This is a genomic window from Vibrio cincinnatiensis (assembly GCF_022113815.1).
Classification (GTDB): Bacteria; Pseudomonadota; Gammaproteobacteria; order Enterobacterales; family Vibrionaceae; genus Vibrio; species Vibrio cincinnatiensis_A.
Map to the genome: position 1 here is coordinate 17744 of NZ_SGOM01000002.1, position 16054 is coordinate 33797.

The window sequence follows — 16054 nt, forward strand, 5'->3', positions numbered from 1 at the left end:
AGATTACTTTTGTTTGATAACCGGATAGTCATCATCGGCTAATAACTCTTGTACAAAGCAAGAACCATTGCCACTGTAGGTTACCCAAACGTTCTCTTTCGCTCTGGTCATAGCCACATAAAATAAGCGCCGTTCTTCTGCATAAGGGAATGCTTTTTCTGGCTGGCTGAGCGCGCTATCGAGATGAAGGCTTTTCACTCGCGTAGGAAATTGCCCTTCATTCACGGCCAGAATAATCACATAATCCGCTTCTTTTCCTTTACTGGCATGGCAAGTCATAAATTCCAGCTTAAGGGATAAATAACGCTGTTGCCAATCTGATAAGTGCTCAGGTCGATGATAATGATTACGCCCCAGTAATAAAACACGTTTTGTCGTATTGGCTTGTCGATTTAATTGGTCTAATACTTTTTCAACCTGATTACTGGCACAAAGATGTACTGCTCGCTGCTTTTGAGTTTTAAAGCTGTTGAGCGTTTTCGGTAACTGCTGAGGATTTTTCTGTACAAATGCATTTGCCACAGCACCAATCTGATCATTAAACCGATAGGTGGTATCTAAATGATGAAGGGTTGAATGAGGGAATCGCACGGAGAACTCTGTGGTCAAGTTCACATCTGACCCAGCAAATTGATAAATGGATTGCCAATCATCGCCTACCGCAAATAAATTCGGACAAGCTGGTCTTTGTTCACACAAAGCCTGTATTAATTCTAACCGTTGTGGTGAAATGTCTTGATACTCATCGACCATGATATATTTCCACGGCGCCGTGAATTTACCTTTGCGTACATACTCAGCAGCTCGGCTAATCATGATATTAAAATCAATTTGATGGCTTTCTTTTAGCATCTGTTGCCATGCTTGAAAGCATGGCCAGCATAATGCGAGTTCACTATTTAGCCGAGGATAGTCAGGATGATCAATAAGTTGCTGTTGAATCGCTTTCTTACCAAGCGCTAATTGCGCAAGTTGATCAAGCTGCCTTTCCAACCAAGCAATCAATTTAGGATCTTCTACGTGGCTGCCGAGCTCATCATCTCCCGCAAGATAAGCAATCGGCCATTGGGTTAAGTGTTTTTGCCATCGTTTGAAATTTGTGGGCGTCATCCAGTGGCGCTTAAGCCAGTCCATACACCAAGCTTTCTTTTGTTTGTCATCTAGAGCCAACGGAGAGATAGCTACATCCTGCCCCTCCACTTGGTTAATAATGTACAAGCCTAGCTGATGAAACGTATTGACTCGTACATGGTCTGCGGCTAAACCAATGGTATTTTTTAAGCGTTGCGCCATCTCATTGGCGGCTTCTTTACCAAAAGCAATCAACAACATTTCTTCTGCTTGAGCAAGGTGGCTTTGTAGTAAGTAAGCCACTCGAGCCGTCAGCACGCTGGTTTTACCAGAACCTGCGCCAGCCAAGACTAAATTATGATCATCGTTCAGCAATACGGCTTGCTGTTGAGATAAGTTCAAAGGCGAAGACTCTAACTGGGAAAAAAGCACCGTCCAGTTATTTCGTTCAACTTCTAACCAATAGTGATTACGAGTCAATAAGGTTTGATTGGTCTCTAATAGCCAAGGCGTGAGTGAGCCCATGGCTTGGGGTAAATGGTTAATGGCCTCTTCTAAACTCATTCCCATTTTAGTAAGGTCACTAAATACTTGGCTAACCCACTGTTCAACGCGAGAATGTGGTAAAAAGGCCGGCAAATGGACGAGTTCATGTAATGCCTGTTGCCAAGCTGGCAGATGTGTCGATAACTCAACACATTGACGATTGAACCATGTCTGATACGCAGCTACGAGTTTATGCGCAAATTGACGAGCTTGAGGCCAAGGTAACCCTTGTACCAACCATGATCGTTGCGTCACTTGTTCTGGATGAGCAAAGAATTGTAGTTCTGCCCATAATAAACCTCGACGAATTTTTACTTGTCCATTCCACACAGTAAAAGGAATACGCTCTTCACTATGCAATGAGATCAGCACCAGACGCTCGTCTTCTAAGCCAACGTGATGGTATTCATTAGCGATAAAAAATTGTGCAGTTTTGCTTGCACTTAGCTGCATGTTGACGACCCCATGGTTTTAACGGTTCGGTATCATAACCTAAACGACTATTGCAATGAAAAATTAATGTCAATATTTACTCCAGAATCAGCAGCTTTCTTATTTTCGATCAGACCCTTAGCTTAAACTTCTGCTACACTCAGCGTTTTCTTTCTAGCATTGATGATTACCGTGAAAAGACTCAATCAAATTCGGCTCTACTGGGCAAACAGAACCATTAATTATTGCCTACTGATCCTTATCACTTTGTTAGGCGTCGTCATTCCTACTTGGCATTACAACCTCAATACTTGGATTACGCCTCTCATTTTAGGGGTGATTGCTGCAGCTCTCGCTGAGCGTGATGACAGTTTCACCGGCCGGTTAAAATCCATTACGTTAACCTTTATCTGTTTTGCGATTGCCGCCTTTTCTATTGAGATTTTATTTAAAACCCCCCTACTGTTTGCGATTGGGCTTTTTAGCTCAACATTTGGTTTTATTATGCTAGGCGCAATGGGAGCTCGTTACGCCAGCATCGCCTTTGGTTCACTGTTGATCGCCATCTATACCATGTTGGGAGCTCACCAAAGTACCAATATCTGGTTTCAACCTCTTTTACTGCTCAGTGGCAGTGCTTGGTACTATTGTTTATCCATGCTGTGGTATGCATTTTGGCCAATGCAGCCTGTACAGCAAAACTTGGCCTCGGTTTTCATCCAACTAGGTCACTACCTCGATGCTAAATCACAACTCTTTTATCCCGTCTCGGACTTAGTGCCTCAGCCCTATCGAATTGCTGAAGCCAATTTAAATGCAGCTACGGTAAATGCGCTTAACCAATGTAAAGCCACCTTACTGACTCGGGCCAAACGCGGACATGTTGATAGCGCAAGTGACCGTTTTTTAAGTTTGTATTTCTTAGCTCAAGATATCCATGAACGTGCAAGTTCAAGCCACTATCGATATCAGGAACTTGCTGAACATTTTGGCCGAACCGATGTCCTCTTTCGGTTTAAACATTTGCTGCAAGCTCAAGCTCAAGCCTGCCGTGATATTGCACTATCCATTCGTTTGGGACTTCCTTACCAACACCGCGGTGACTCTATTCTTGCCTTAGATGAATTATTACTGTCATTGACCTATTTACAAGAGCAGCAACGCCCAGAATGGAAGCGTTTATTGGCTCAGTTAGGCTATTTATTCAACAACTTAGCTACCGTTGAGAAGCAGCTTAACAACGTAAGTAACCCTGACGTCCATAAATCGGAAGATAATGTTCTGCATGATACCGAGGCACATTCGCTAAAATCTATGTGGCTACGATTAAAAGCCAACCTCAACACCGACTCATTGCTTTTTCGCCATGCCGTTCGAATGTCAATTGCGCTTACAACAGGGTATGCCATTTTGCAAGGATTAGGGTTAGAACGAGGCTACTGGATACTGTTAACGACCCTCTTCGTTTGTCAGCCAAACTACGCAGCAACACGGCAAAAGCTCGTTTCACGCGTCATAGGGACACTCGCCGGACTACTGATTGGTGTTCCCTTATTAACGTTATTCCCTTCACAAGAAAGCCAACTGGTCTTTATTGTTATTTCTGGGGTCATGTTTTTTGCTTTTCGCCTAAACAATTATGGCTATGCGACTGGCTTTATTACCTTATTGGTTCTTTTCTGTTTTAACCAATTAGGGGAAGGCTACGCCGTCGTATTACCTCGCTTAGCGGATACGTTGATCGGTTGTATTTTAGCGGTCGCGGCCGTCATTTTAATCCTGCCTGACTGGCAATCTAAACGACTACATAAGGTCATGGCAGAAGCGATTGAAGCCAATAAACATTATTTGGCACAAATTATTGGCCAATATCGAATCGGTAAAAAGGACAACCTCAGCTATAGAATTGCAAGACGTGATGCACACAACCAAGATGCCGCGCTTTCTGCTGCGGTAAGCAACATGCTCGCAGAACCGGGAAAATACCGAGCCGCGACCGACGAAAGCTTTCGATTTTTAACGCTGAACCACGCCTTATTAAGCTATATATCAGCATTAGGTGCCCATCGAACAAGAATTGATGATGAGCACGTTCATCAACTGGTACTTGATTCACACCGAGTCATTCACCAGCATTTAGAGGTGCTTTATCAGCAATTATTTACCCATTGTGATGAATGTGATACCAGTAATATTGATGATGCAGGGCTAGAAAAAAGGCTAGCAGAATGGAGAGAGGAAGACGATAGCTCCGCAAGAATGGTGCTGCAACAACTGCATCTTATATATCGCATGCTACCAGAGCTGCATTCACTTGCCAGCAAATTTGCGGTACGGGTTAACTAAACTGATCGGATGCTTCTCAATTCTTTGAAGCATCCTTTTTCTTCTGTAACAGCACTTTTATCTTAACGAATCTCTAACATTCATCGGACAACTTTCCCATCAGAATGATTATTTTCTATACTTAGAAAAATAAGAGCATACCCAAACGACTTGGATGTCAACATTCAGGTAGTAGGCAAATGACCGATAACGTAGTCTGGAACATATTTGAACGACTGAATCGCCGCTTCAAATAGAAAAGGGAAATGATTCCCACCGAGCAATCACGTTAAGTTGACCAGGGTAAAGGATGATGACTGAACATGAACAATTGGCAGCCATGACGCTCTCATCCATACATAAACACGGTATGGATAAAGTGCAGTTTGAACGATTAAAATCTCAAGTGAAATTATTGACACCTCAGCAACTAAAGATGCTGCAAGGAGAAATCACTCATTCATTGGTGGAAGGCAACTCAACACTACTCACAGAAGAAGAGATAGAAACACTCTCCCATCTGTTTCGTTAAACTTGCACTTCACTGCACCTAGACATAAGCTTACTAAAACAGTGAGGGAAAAGTGATGTCTATTTCAGCCGTTTCTTCGGGTTATCCCATTCTTCAGCAATCATCAAAAATGGCTGAAGATGCTACGCTGGATATTCAGCACCATCAAACCGAAAATACAAAACAGCCCAGCGCTCTCGATTTTAATAATGTTGAGAATACAGTAACCTCTGACAAACCCTCTTCCACAACCGATACCCATGATGCCTTAATCAAACTGGATCAAGCTCAACAATACAACCGTGTGGGAAGCAGTGTGATTCAGCGAGAGCAAGCCATGCTCGGTAGCCTGCTAGATATTCGCATATAAAGCGATCCATCTTCGATAACGTATAGATCTCGAGCGAAGAAACCCGTTAGACGAATTAAAAATCAAACTGTAAGTAGACAGTATTATAATTACTGCCGCCTTTAATTCGTCCATACTGTGATGCTTTTTCAAAAATCGCCGAACGATGGTGCAAAGAATACCCGAACCAAACATGTTTAAACTCTGGTTGCTGAATCAGATCTCCCACATTCACATCAAAGGAGAAATCAAGATAGTTGAGTAAATGGCTCGGGGTATAACCTTTTTCATCCATTTCTACCTGCTCAATGTAGGTAATATTATCAATATAAGACATACCTTCTGCAAAACCGAAACGCCATGTGGTCGGCCAATCAAAAGTGTAATAGGCTTTGATTGCCGCGATCCACTCCGTACTCGCAGACTGGGCCGTTGATGACCAATGGTGAGCAAGGCCAGAAGTAAAATAAAGATCCAGTGGAAAACCAAACAGTTCATCGGTTAATGGGTGACCGTAAAATACAGAGGTTAATTGATCATGGTAAGGATCTTGCTCAGCATCAAAACTTATGATCTCACCAATATTCGAAGGCGTTGCCCAGCCGTGAGCCAAACGCACATAACGCTTGTTCACCAAGGCTTGTTTTAACGATTTCGTTTTATCATTAAAGAAACCAAAACCCAGTGAAATTTCACCTTGGTAACGTTCATCCACCGCTGTACTAGAATAGGCGTTGTTATCCAAACGAGTCAGACTTGTTGAACCCAACAAGTAGAAATTTGAGATAACATGATAGCGGGCATCAATCCCGACTTTGAAATCCACCCCCGCCCCGATAGCTTCTCCGCCAAGCGGTGAAAACGAATAATAGGTGCTATTGAAATCCGCCTCTTTATATCTAATCGTGACACTCGGTGATAGTTCCCAATCTCCCCCTTCATACTCCGCTGTAGCTCGAAGGTTCGCGTGAAAACGAAATTGATCATCGCTCATAATTTCCGTATCAACATGCCATATCTCATTATGTTGATAGCGAACTTGTACCCCGAAATCTGCGGAGTCACCTTCAATCGAGTTTTGTATCGACTGCGGGACATCCACAAAGCGTAAGCGAGTAAGAGCACTGATTTTAAAAGCCGAATCAGTTGGATTGTAAAGGTACACGCCCCCCTCTAGCCCATCAATAAAAAGGGTTTCATTATGAAAATACATCATGGGTACAAATGTGGTAACGTGAGAGTCTCCGACCACGCTGTTAAAGGGAATGGATGCAAGACGAGACATTGCAGCAATCCCCCATGCTTGCTCACTATTCGTATGAGCCTGAGCCACTCCCATGAATGGAATACTGGCAACGACCCACCAACACGAGTGAGGGATCACAGCACCAAGAGGAAACGCTTTTTTCATACAGGCAGACACATAGGTTTAGTTAATGACATGTTATTGAAATTCTTACTATTGGGTTAGTGATGGCTCAACGCAATATCGCGCTGCGCGATACTTACCCCTTTGATCTGAGCATAGACAGAAGAACCAACCGTCAGTTGTAAATCTTCCAATGCCCATTCCGTAATGGTTGACCATAAAAAACAGTCTTGGGTTAATGCTAATTGTAAAGCGATACTCTTTCTATTCTCCCCATGCTGTAGGTGCTCAATTTTGCTCACTTTAGCAGGCAATATATTACGAATAGACGTTCTCTGCGGCTTTTCTAATGTGACTGAAACATCTGTAGCCCGAATTTTCAGCCGGATGGAGCCCCCCAACTCTCCCTCGATTTGTTGAACCCAGACCCCAACGTTATCCGCTAAGGTGATATAACTCAGGCCATAATCGGCGTGGTGTTGAACAATGCAGCCAGACAAAAGCGTACTTTGCTCACTAAAAGAGTGCCAAGGCCGCATAACAGAAGAGGACCACACTTGTTCTATCGGGCCAGAAATCAACTCTTTCCCATGCTCCAAAACCACTAAATGATCGGCCAAGCGTAAAACTTCATTCATACTATGAGTTACGTATAATACGGGTATATTGACCGTCTGAGTCAGTTGTTCAAGAAAAGGCATCACTTCCCGTTTTCGTGGTAAATCCAGAGAAGCGAGTGGCTCATCCATCAACAATAAATCTGGCTTAGTCAATAGAGCACGTCCAATAGAGACTCGCTGTTTTTCGCCGCCCGATAAAGCATGTGGATAGCGATCTAATAACGGTTCTAACGCCAGCAGTTGTACAACTTGATTAAAATATTCCGTATCTTTCGCGGTCATTCCATAGGTAAGGTTGCCACGCACTCGATAATGAGGAAACAGCCGAGCATCTTGAAAAACATACCCAATTTTTCGTTTTTCAACCGGTAAACTAACCCTGTTTTTCGCATGAAATAAGACGCGATGAGGAAGCCGTACTTGCCCATTATCAGGTGTAATCAAACCACTAATTAGGTTAATCAATGAGGTTTTACCAGAGCCTGAACGGCCAAAAATTGCCGTAATACCAGTAGCCGGTAAATGCAGATCAACACTCAGCGCCATGTCACCGAGTTGCTTGCTAACTTGAACAAATAAGGATGTCATTAACCATTAACCCCTAAACGGCGTTGCATACGTCGATTAACCCATTCCGAAATAAATAACGATAACAAAGCAATCACGATGGAAATAATGCATAAACGAGCCGCTTCCATTTCAGCCCCCGGAGTTTCTAAAAAGTTGTACATGGCTAAAGGCAAAGTTTGTGTTTCTCCTGGGATATTAGAAACAAAGCTAATGGTCGCCCCAAACTCGCCTAAACTACGCGCAAAAGAAAGCATGGTTCCAGTAATGAGCCCCGGTAATATTAAGGGTAAGGTGATGGTAAAAAATACCTTGATAGGGGAAGCCCCTAAAGTCCGAGCCGCTTGCTCTAGTTTAGGATCCACACTTTCAATACTCAGACGGATAGCCCTTACCATCAAAGGTAAGGCTATGACAAAGCAAGCCAAAACCGCTCCCCGCCAGCTAAAACTGAATGAAACCCCCAGCCACGTCTCTAACCACTGGCCAATCACCCCTCGCCTGCCCATACTGATGAGCAGCACATAGCCGATCACCACAGGCGGTAAGACAAGAGGTAAATGTATCAAACTATCTAATACGCTTTTTCCAAAAAACTCTTTGCGAGCCAGCAACCAAGCCAGCACAATGCCCACTGGCAAAAGCCACACAATGGTATATCCGGCCACTTTCAAGCTGAGTAGTAAAGCGCTCCATTCATACTCACTGAGCAAATGTTTCATTTTTCATATCCGTTCTAAACCCATACTTAGCTAGTACTGATTTAGCGACTGGTGAAGAGAGGAACTCGACAAATGAGAGACTACTTGGCTTATCATTAAGCTGTGCAAGGGGGTAATGAATCGTACTGTGAAGTGTGGTATCAAACACGGTGACAATACTGACTTTATCACTCGACATAGCATCCGTTTGGTAAACCATTCCCAGCGGAGCCTCTCCTCGTTCCACCAAAGCTAAAGCCAATCGGACATTATTCGTCTGTGCCAGTTTAGGCCGTACTGTATCCCAAGCCCCCAAATTCGTCAGTACCTCTTTAGAATACATTCCAATAGGAACAGAGTCCGTGTTGCCGACAGCTAAACGAGCCTGAATTAATCGTTGTTGCCACTGTGTCGGGTCTGCCACATTAAACTCCGCTAGCTGAGACGAAGACGGCTGAATGAGAACCACTTGATTTCCAGCCAGTAAAGTGACCTTATCTTTGCGCACATACTGGTTATCAATCAAATATTGTACCCACTCTTCATTTGCGCAAAGAAACACATCAGCCGGAGCTCCATGTTCAATTTGTCGAGCTAACGATGCAGAACCACCAAATACCGCCACAACGTTCGCTTCATGTTGGGGTTGATAAAGATCAATGAGATCATTGACCGCATTCGTCATGGATGAGGCCGCATATATATGGATGGTTTCTTGCGCCCAAATTATCGGGCTCATCAACAGGGCAATTAGTATATAAATTTGTTTTTTCATCGTTTACTCGTTATTCATACTTATTCATTGACCCATAAAAATGCTTTTTGGTATAGATTCTCGGACTGGACAGCGGAGAAATATTGTACAAAACTCTCTTTCTATGCTTATTTTAACAACAATCCCTGCAAGAAGATGGAATAATTTGCATAAATGGCCTGAAATTCGCATAGCATTGTTGTATCTTTACGCTTTCTTCTTTTTAGGATGAATCCAAAATGTTCAAAAGAGCCTCTTTAGTCGGTACTTTACTCTTGGCTACCCTTCTGCCAACCCCTGCTTCAGCAAACAATTTTGACTACAATTTTTTTGAAGTAAGAACCGCCTTAAGCCCAGAATCCATGGGGGCTGAATTCAATACCTACTTCACTGAAAACTCACACGTGGTCGCTCGCATCGATTCTCGCTTTGAAGGTGACTGGGACGCCGCAGGCGGTATTGGCTTTAATGGCCCAATCAACCCATTCACTGATATCTATGGTCAAATGTTAGTGCACAGTGTCCGTGGAAGTAATGATGAAGGCAATAAAAATGATGTCATGATGGAACTCAACATCGGTACTCGTGTATGGCTAACCAATCAAATAGAAGGCCATCTTCGTGTGGGTCGAAATGAAGATCACTCGATTTTTATCGGCGGATTGCGTTTTCACTCCACCCAACAAATGACCATTTCAGCTGAAGCTCGAAACGCTGGGTTATGGGGTCCACAGATCAGCATGGGTGTAAGGTTCCAATTTTAGCCTTTTTCTTACAAAGTAAATCGTTATGCGGTAGTCCGTTATTTATGAACTCGTACTATAATATTATCCTTAAAAGCTTAAGCACTCGCGTATTCTATTCAGTTATGTCGCCTTAATTTTCATGGTGATCGAGAAAATTCTCTTTCTGTGGAACCTTGCTGTGTAGAGATGATGGCTCAGCATCAGGGTGCGCGACATTCTGTTTTTCTATTTGCTAGGATAAAGTATGACAACCTCGGGATCTATCCCATGTGAGAAATTGGGTAATTACCTACAACCAGGTATGAAAATCTCTGCCAGTATTCAATTTGGTCCACAAGATAGTCTCACTTTTTCGACGACCCTCGTTGGTTTTAAAGCAACACAATTTTTATTATTAGATATGCCGATTAAAACGTATGAAAGTTTAGTCATGCGAAAACTCTCTAATGTACAAATTGTGATCAGAGGGATGACAGATACAGAACTTGGGCATATTATTGCTTTTCGAAGTTCTATCTATCAGGTTATTTCAACTCCTTTTAATCTGCTTTTCATTCGCTACCCAAAACACTTTGCCAGCAAAGCGATTCGAGAGCATGAAAGATACAAAATTTCACTTCCGGTGACATTAACAGAACAAAATGATCACTTTGAAAAAAGCTTCTCAGGAACTTTGGTGGATTTTTCTGTCTCTGGCTGTGGGGTATTTATCGATGGAGAAAATGAGCTACAACTGAACCATGCGGTGTCACTCTCATCTGCGCTCGATTCTTGGCTACCGCAAGATTTAGCCAGCCATGTGGTCAGCCTTCGTCGTAAAGATAAAGGCTACCTCGTGGGGATAAAATTTTCTTCGATGATCGAAATGACGGATGACTTACGTACTCAAATTCTGAATTTGTCTCAACACCGAATCTCGTAAATTCCTCAGTACCAATAGCCGCTAGGTAATTGAACATCAAAAATTAAACCGAATCACTGTTGTGATGAGGTTTAATCTCACCCCGCGCATAGGATGATGCTATCACTCCCCAAGGAAATTCAGACAGAGCACTCGTTCCTGCAACGAGGCTCTCTTTCTTATCTTTACTCAGCCGTTTAATACGATACTCCAACTTTAACGCTTGGCTTTTATCTGGACCGACTGCTGATTGCCACACCAAAGTCAGCGGCCCCTTGCCTCTTAATGCCTTAGCCCCCTGCCCGGTTTGATGCTGCTGGAAACGCCGTTGAGTATTCGTCGTAATACCGCAATACAGCGCGTTTCCTGAAGTACGAATTAAATACACCCACCAGAGCGAAGGGGAAGAATTCTCCCTTTCACTTATCGACATTGTGCAAGCTGCGCTCGTAACTCTGCCACCTCTTTACGCAAAGTCGCCACCTCTAATTCTAATGCTTCAATTTGAGCAGAAGCCGACTCAGAAGGTGTACTGGAGGCAAAACTGGTAAGATCAACATCTCCACAAAACAGGTGATGATATCGAGATTCTCGCTTACCGGGCTCTCGTGGTAATTTAACAACCAACTCTCGTTCCACTAAAACTTCTAGAATAGCTTCGGCCTGTTTAACATCACTAAAACTGCACAAGCGATTCGTACGTGTTCTTAACTCGCCCGGTGTTTGAGGGCCTCGTAATAATAAACAGCACACTAATGCCAACTCTTGCTCATCCAGTTTTAAGTCACCAAACTCGGTATTACAAAAACGATGCTGATATTTACGAGTTCGGCTATTAAAGCTGCTTTCATCACTGACTAAACGACGAGCAATTAAGCCTTCAACCGTGTCTTGCACTTCAGCTTCTGACAATGAAAGGACGGGCTCACGGTTACTTTTCTGATTACATGCGGTCGTTAAACTGTTGAGGGTAAGTGGGTAGTGATCAGGTGTCGTGACCGCTTTTTCAATTAAGCAGCCAATCACTCTCGCTTCTAAGTGGGAAAGTTCATTATGCATCTGCGTTTCCTTATTGTTATCTGAGATAGCGTTTATTTCACAAAACACCAAGTTACCTCGGTGATCACCCTTAATCTCCCTAGTGCTCTAACACAAAAGCCAAACGAAGAAATCGGCCATGCTCATCAATCATAACCACTTTGGAGCGGTTTAATTCAATTTCAAGCAAGGCAAGATTTTGCCGTTCATACAAATAGGCTTGGCGGAATTTCTGCTGTTGCACAGTAAAGGAATCGTTCTCTTTCGATGTTGGAACAACAATTTTTGAACCTGACATAATTAAATAGTTGTTTCATCCGTCGTTGAATACATGATATAGCGCCTTTTTATTGATGTACACTAGCGGTGTATATCTAAGGTCATCAAAAACCACACATTCTGGTGATTTATTCAGCAAGATGCAATGAGGTTTGATCTTAGGTCTGTTATGCGCCTTAACGATGTGCTTTAATCTCTGTTAGTGGCATTCATGATAGGAAAAGGGACCTATGAACAGCGTATTTGAAATTGTGAGCTTAGCTCGTCGTAAAAACAAACTAAAACGTGAACTGCTTGATAACGAAAAGAAAGTTCGTGATAACCGTAAACGTGTTGATCTGCTAGAAAACTTAGTGGACTACATCAAACCAGACATGACTCAAGAAGAGATCATTGAGATTGTCAAAAACATGAAATCGGATTATGAAGATCGTGTTGATGACCACATTATTAAAAGTGCTGAAATCTCTAAAGAGCGCCGTGAAATTAGCCGTCGTATTCGTGAACTCACGGAACAAGATAAGCTGATGACTCAGGGTGGAAAAAAGTAACGCCCGCTTAGTAACAAGGCTACTTATGTAAAGTCCGCGATAAGCGGACTTTCTTTTTGAATACAGATTGGCCAGAACATATCAACACATAATGTAATAACAAATTTATTATTAGCGTTAATCGTTTGCGTAATCGCTAACCTTCTCCGAAGCTCTTTTTGAGGGTTTCATCACAGATTAACCGTTGTTATAGTTTTCATTAGAAACGTTAATCCAGCCATTTTCGGTAAGGCTTTGTCCATTTTCATGATGAAAAACAGCGTGCCGCGACTGACCCGGCTTGGGCCAACAGCAAGAGGATACAATAATGGATATGAATATGATTGAAATCATGGGCTACGCTGCCTCAATTATGGTCGCAATTTCCCTCACCATGAAAGACATCGTAAAACTAAGAATACTGAACTTTATCGGCTGCAGTTTATTTGTTGCTTATGCGTTAATGATTGATGCTTGGCCAGTCGTTGCAACCAATGCGTTTATCGCCTGTGTTAACGTCTACTTTTTAGTGAAGATGCAAAAAGCAAAAAAGAATGACGGCGTACAAAACGCCGCCTAAAACGACTGAATCTTTATTCATTTATTCTCCCCTAAATGCCCGGCAGATGTCGGGCATTGGCTAAGAGAGAGTGACTGCCCGTCAATCTTCTTCAGAATGCAGCGCGGCCCATGACTGAGCACATTTCACCGCACGCTTCCAGCCTCGATAGCGGCGTTGACGTTTCTCTTCATCCTGATGTGGCATAAAGGAACGATCAATTTCCGCTTTGTTTTGTAGCTCTTCTAATCCGTCCCAGAACCCTACCGCGATACCAGCTAAATATGCCGCTCCCAGTGCTGTAACTTCTGTCACTTTAGGACGGTGAACTTCCGTATCAAGTACATCAGACTGAAATTGCATTAAGAAGTTATTCGCTACTGCGCCTCCATCGACTCGTAGTGCGGCCAGTTTAATGCCTGAATCGGCCTGCATCGCATCCAATACATCACGCGTTTGATAAGCAATACTCTCCAGCGTTGCACGGATGATGTGGTTAGCATTCACCCCTCGTGTTAAACCCACAATGGTTCCACGAGCATAAGCATCCCAGTAAGGCGCACCAAGCCCAGTAAATGCGGGGACAACATACACACCATTCGAGGTATCCACTTTTGTTGCAAAGTATTCAGAATCATGAGCATCCGAGATCAATTTCAGTTCATCTCGTAACCACTGAATCGATGCTCCACCCATAAATACCGCCCCTTCTAACGCATAGGCAGGCTCACCTTTCGGACCACAAGCCAGTGTTGTGAGCAAACCATTTTTGGACGTGACTTTTTCTTGACCTGTATTCATTAATAAGAAACAGCCTGTACCATAGGTATTTTTGGCTTGGCCCGCTTCCACACACATTTGCCCATACAAAGCGGCTTGTTGATCACCAGCAATCCCTGCAATCGGGATTCGCGTGCCACCTTTCCCCCCGATGTTCGTTTGCCCATAAACCTCTGAGGAAGATCTCACTTCAGGCATCATGCTTAGCGGAATACCGAACGCTTTTAAAATTTGCTCATCCCAATGTAATTCATTGATATTAAAAAGCATGGTACGAGAAGCATTGGTATAATCCGTCACATGAACGCGGCCTTGTGTCATTTTCCACACCAGCCAAGTATCCACGGTTCCAAACAGTAACTTACCCGCTTCTGCCTCTTCACGTGCGCCAGGAACATTATCAAGAATCCACTTAATTTTGGTGCCCGAGAAATAAGGGTCGAGAAGCAGCCCCGTATTCTCCCGAACATAGGCCTCTAAGCCCTCACGCATTTTTAATTCTTCACAAATCTCAGCCGTGCGACGACATTGCCACACAATCGCATTATAAACAGGCTTTCCAGTTTCTTTATTCCAAACAATCGTTGTTTCACGTTGGTTCGTAATCCCGATCGCAGCAACCTCATCACTACGAATACCGGATTTACCAAGCACTTCCACTAAGGTGGAGGTTTGGGTTGCATAAATTTCCATCGGATCATGTTCGACCCAACCCGCTTGAGGATAAATTTGTGTAAATTCACGCTGAGAAACGCTGACAATATTGGCGTTATGATCCAGTACTACCGCTCGGGAACTGGTGGTTCCTTGATCTAATGCAACGACATATTTTTGCTCAGTCATGGTGTATTCCTTATTATTTCACGTTCGAATAAATCGGTTAACTATCATTATGGGATCTGTTTACACGTGTGCTTGTTCGTTTTCTTCCGCTTTATCACACTGGTTAGGAATTGTGCATCCGGTGCCCACCTTCGGGAGATAAACCGCAATAAATTTCGGATACGCCCAAGCCCCAAAACAAGCACCAACAATCGGTGCTACGATGGGAACAATAAAATAGGGAATGTCTTTAGCGCCGCTTAAGGCATAATCCCAACCAGCAAAGTAAGCAAATAGCTTAGGCCCAAAATCCCGTGCAGGGTTCATCGCAAAGCCCGTCAATGGGCCAAGCGACCCACCAATAATTGCAATCAATATACCGATTAATAATGGGTTTAACGCATTACGATGTGCCCCATTATTTTCATCACCCAAAGCTAAGATGCCAAACATCAACACTGCAGTAATCACAAATTCAACGGCCATCCACAAATTCAACGGCCATCGCCCCAGAAAAAGAGAGCGATGCATGGGAATAGGTAGAAAAAATCCCCGCGGTTGCGAGTGCGGCTTGACTATCTCGCGTAAAATTGTGAGCGATTTCGTAATCAACAAAAAGGTTACTGTATAGACTGTAGACTAACGCCGCTGCACAAAAAGCACCTAACATTTGTGCAACGATGTAGGGGATGACTTTCGCTTTATCGAAGCCGTGAAATGCGGCGAGAGCGATGGTCACGGCGGGGTTAATATGGGCACCAGAAACGCCAGCGGTACAATAAATAGCAATCGCTACGCCAAGCCCCCAAATGATACTAATTTCCCATTGACCAAATTGAGCATTGGTTAATACCAAGGCAGCAACACAGCCGACACCAAAGAAAATGAGCAAACCCGTACCGATAAACTCTGCGATACACGCTCCTAAAAGAGTCTGTTGTTTTGTTCGAGCCATAGTAAGAATCCTTGTGTTTATTTACACGTTATTGGTTTACACGTTGTTTGTGTGCAGCAAATCTGCCATAGATAACTTTTATCGAAAACAAACAAAGATTATTAATGAGCGTTCGAGCACAAAAATGTTAACATGAGACTCGTTTTCTGTTAATTGACGCAGTATTTTGATCAATACTCATAATCAAACAGATATTCCA

Annotated in this window: 16 protein-coding genes and 1 pseudogene; 7 read left to right on the plus strand and 10 right to left on the minus strand. The window is 43.2% G+C overall.

Annotation, left to right across the window (positions count from 1 at the left end):
* Positions 1 to 3: 3 nt before the first annotated feature.
* Positions 4 to 2070, minus strand: a complete 2067-nt coding sequence (gene helD, locus EXA13_RS03100; protein ID WP_238131844.1) for a DNA helicase IV — start codon at positions 2068 to 2070, stop codon at positions 4 to 6.
* A 162-nt stretch (positions 2071 to 2232) separates the two neighbouring features.
* Between helD and yccS the strand changes: the two genes are divergently transcribed.
* The 3 genes from yccS to EXA13_RS03115 all read left to right on the plus strand — a co-directional run bounded on the left by yccS (position 2233) and on the right by EXA13_RS03115 (position 5255).
* The gene (gene yccS, locus EXA13_RS03105; RefSeq protein ID WP_269136859.1) at positions 2233 to 4395 is read left to right on the plus strand and encodes a YccS family putative transporter; all 2163 of its coding nucleotides are present in this window, start codon (positions 2233 to 2235) and stop codon (positions 4393 to 4395) included.
* 289 nt (positions 4396 to 4684) lie between these two features.
* The gene (locus tag EXA13_RS03110; protein WP_238132201.1) at positions 4685 to 4906 is read left to right on the plus strand and encodes a hypothetical protein; all 222 of its coding nucleotides are present in this window, start codon (positions 4685 to 4687) and stop codon (positions 4904 to 4906) included.
* Between the two features lie 55 nt (positions 4907 to 4961).
* A complete protein-coding gene (locus EXA13_RS03115) occupies positions 4962 to 5255 on the plus strand; it encodes a hypothetical protein (RefSeq protein ID WP_238131846.1) in 294 nt (97 codons plus the stop codon).
* 55 nt (positions 5256 to 5310) lie between these two features.
* Here the strand turns inward: EXA13_RS03115 and EXA13_RS03120 are convergent, their stop codons facing one another.
* The 4 genes from EXA13_RS03120 to modA form a co-directional block, all read right to left on the minus strand.
* Positions 5311 to 6573 (minus strand): MipA/OmpV family protein, encoded by a 1263-nt coding sequence (locus EXA13_RS03120; protein WP_238132175.1) that lies wholly within the window; start codon positions 6571 to 6573, stop codon positions 5311 to 5313.
* A 128-nt stretch (positions 6574 to 6701) separates the two neighbouring features.
* Positions 6702 to 7811 (minus strand): molybdenum ABC transporter ATP-binding protein ModC, encoded by a 1110-nt coding sequence (gene modC, locus EXA13_RS03125; protein WP_238131847.1) that lies wholly within the window; start codon positions 7809 to 7811, stop codon positions 6702 to 6704.
* Positions 7811 to 8512: a molybdate ABC transporter permease subunit gene (modB, locus tag EXA13_RS03130; RefSeq protein ID WP_238131848.1), complete on the minus strand. Its 702-nt coding sequence runs from the start codon at positions 8510 to 8512 to the stop codon at positions 7811 to 7813. The genes modC and modB overlap by 1 nt, the downstream gene beginning before the upstream one ends.
* Positions 8493 to 9266, minus strand: coding sequence for a molybdate ABC transporter substrate-binding protein (gene modA / locus EXA13_RS03135; protein ID WP_238131849.1), 774 nt, complete (start codon positions 9264 to 9266; stop codon positions 8493 to 8495). The genes modB and modA overlap by 20 nt, the downstream gene beginning before the upstream one ends.
* A gap of 218 nt (positions 9267 to 9484) precedes the next feature.
* On the opposite strand from modA, the gene EXA13_RS03140 reads away from it, so the two are divergent.
* Together EXA13_RS03140 and EXA13_RS03145 are read left to right on the plus strand one after the other, a co-directional pair.
* Positions 9485 to 10009 carry a hypothetical protein gene (locus tag EXA13_RS03140; protein ID WP_238131850.1) on the plus strand — a complete coding sequence of 175 codons (525 nt, stop codon included), beginning with the start codon at positions 9485 to 9487 and terminating at the stop codon, positions 10007 to 10009.
* Between the two features lie 226 nt (positions 10010 to 10235).
* Entirely contained in the window at positions 10236 to 10913 is a 678-nt protein-coding gene (locus EXA13_RS03145) for a flagellar brake protein (protein ID WP_238131851.1), read from the plus strand.
* A gap of 43 nt (positions 10914 to 10956) precedes the next feature.
* On the opposite strand, the gene EXA13_RS03150 is transcribed toward EXA13_RS03145, so the two are convergent.
* The 3 genes from EXA13_RS03150 to EXA13_RS03160 form a co-directional block, all read right to left on the minus strand.
* The gene (locus EXA13_RS03150) at positions 10957 to 11325 is read right to left on the minus strand and encodes a GIY-YIG nuclease family protein (RefSeq protein WP_238131852.1); all 369 of its coding nucleotides are present in this window, start codon (positions 11323 to 11325) and stop codon (positions 10957 to 10959) included.
* On the minus strand, positions 11316 to 11951 hold the full coding sequence (locus tag EXA13_RS03155; protein WP_238131853.1) for a YceH family protein: 636 nt from the start codon (positions 11949 to 11951) through the stop codon (positions 11316 to 11318). The genes EXA13_RS03150 and EXA13_RS03155 overlap by 10 nt, the downstream gene beginning before the upstream one ends.
* A 79-nt stretch (positions 11952 to 12030) precedes the next feature.
* The gene (locus tag EXA13_RS03160; RefSeq protein WP_238131854.1) at positions 12031 to 12228 is read right to left on the minus strand and encodes a hypothetical protein; all 198 of its coding nucleotides are present in this window, start codon (positions 12226 to 12228) and stop codon (positions 12031 to 12033) included.
* 211 nt (positions 12229 to 12439) lie between these two features.
* Here EXA13_RS03160 and EXA13_RS03165 point away from each other — a divergent pair, with 211 nt between their 5' ends.
* Positions 12440 to 12760: a DUF496 family protein gene (locus tag EXA13_RS03165; protein WP_238131855.1), complete on the plus strand. Its 321-nt coding sequence runs from the start codon at positions 12440 to 12442 to the stop codon at positions 12758 to 12760.
* A 307-nt stretch (positions 12761 to 13067) separates the two neighbouring features.
* Positions 13068 to 13319, plus strand: coding sequence for a YgjV family protein (locus tag EXA13_RS03170; protein WP_238131856.1), 252 nt, complete (start codon positions 13068 to 13070; stop codon positions 13317 to 13319).
* A gap of 81 nt (positions 13320 to 13400) precedes the next feature.
* Here EXA13_RS03170 and glpK read toward each other — a convergent pair whose 3' ends face one another.
* Together glpK and EXA13_RS03180 are read right to left on the minus strand one after the other, a co-directional pair.
* Positions 13401 to 14921: a glycerol kinase GlpK gene (gene glpK, locus EXA13_RS03175; RefSeq protein ID WP_238131857.1), complete on the minus strand. Its 1521-nt coding sequence runs from the start codon at positions 14919 to 14921 to the stop codon at positions 13401 to 13403.
* A gap of 60 nt (positions 14922 to 14981) precedes the next feature.
* Positions 14982 to 15855, minus strand: a pseudogene (locus EXA13_RS03180) (MIP/aquaporin family protein).
* Positions 15856 to 16054 lie beyond the last annotated feature (199 nt).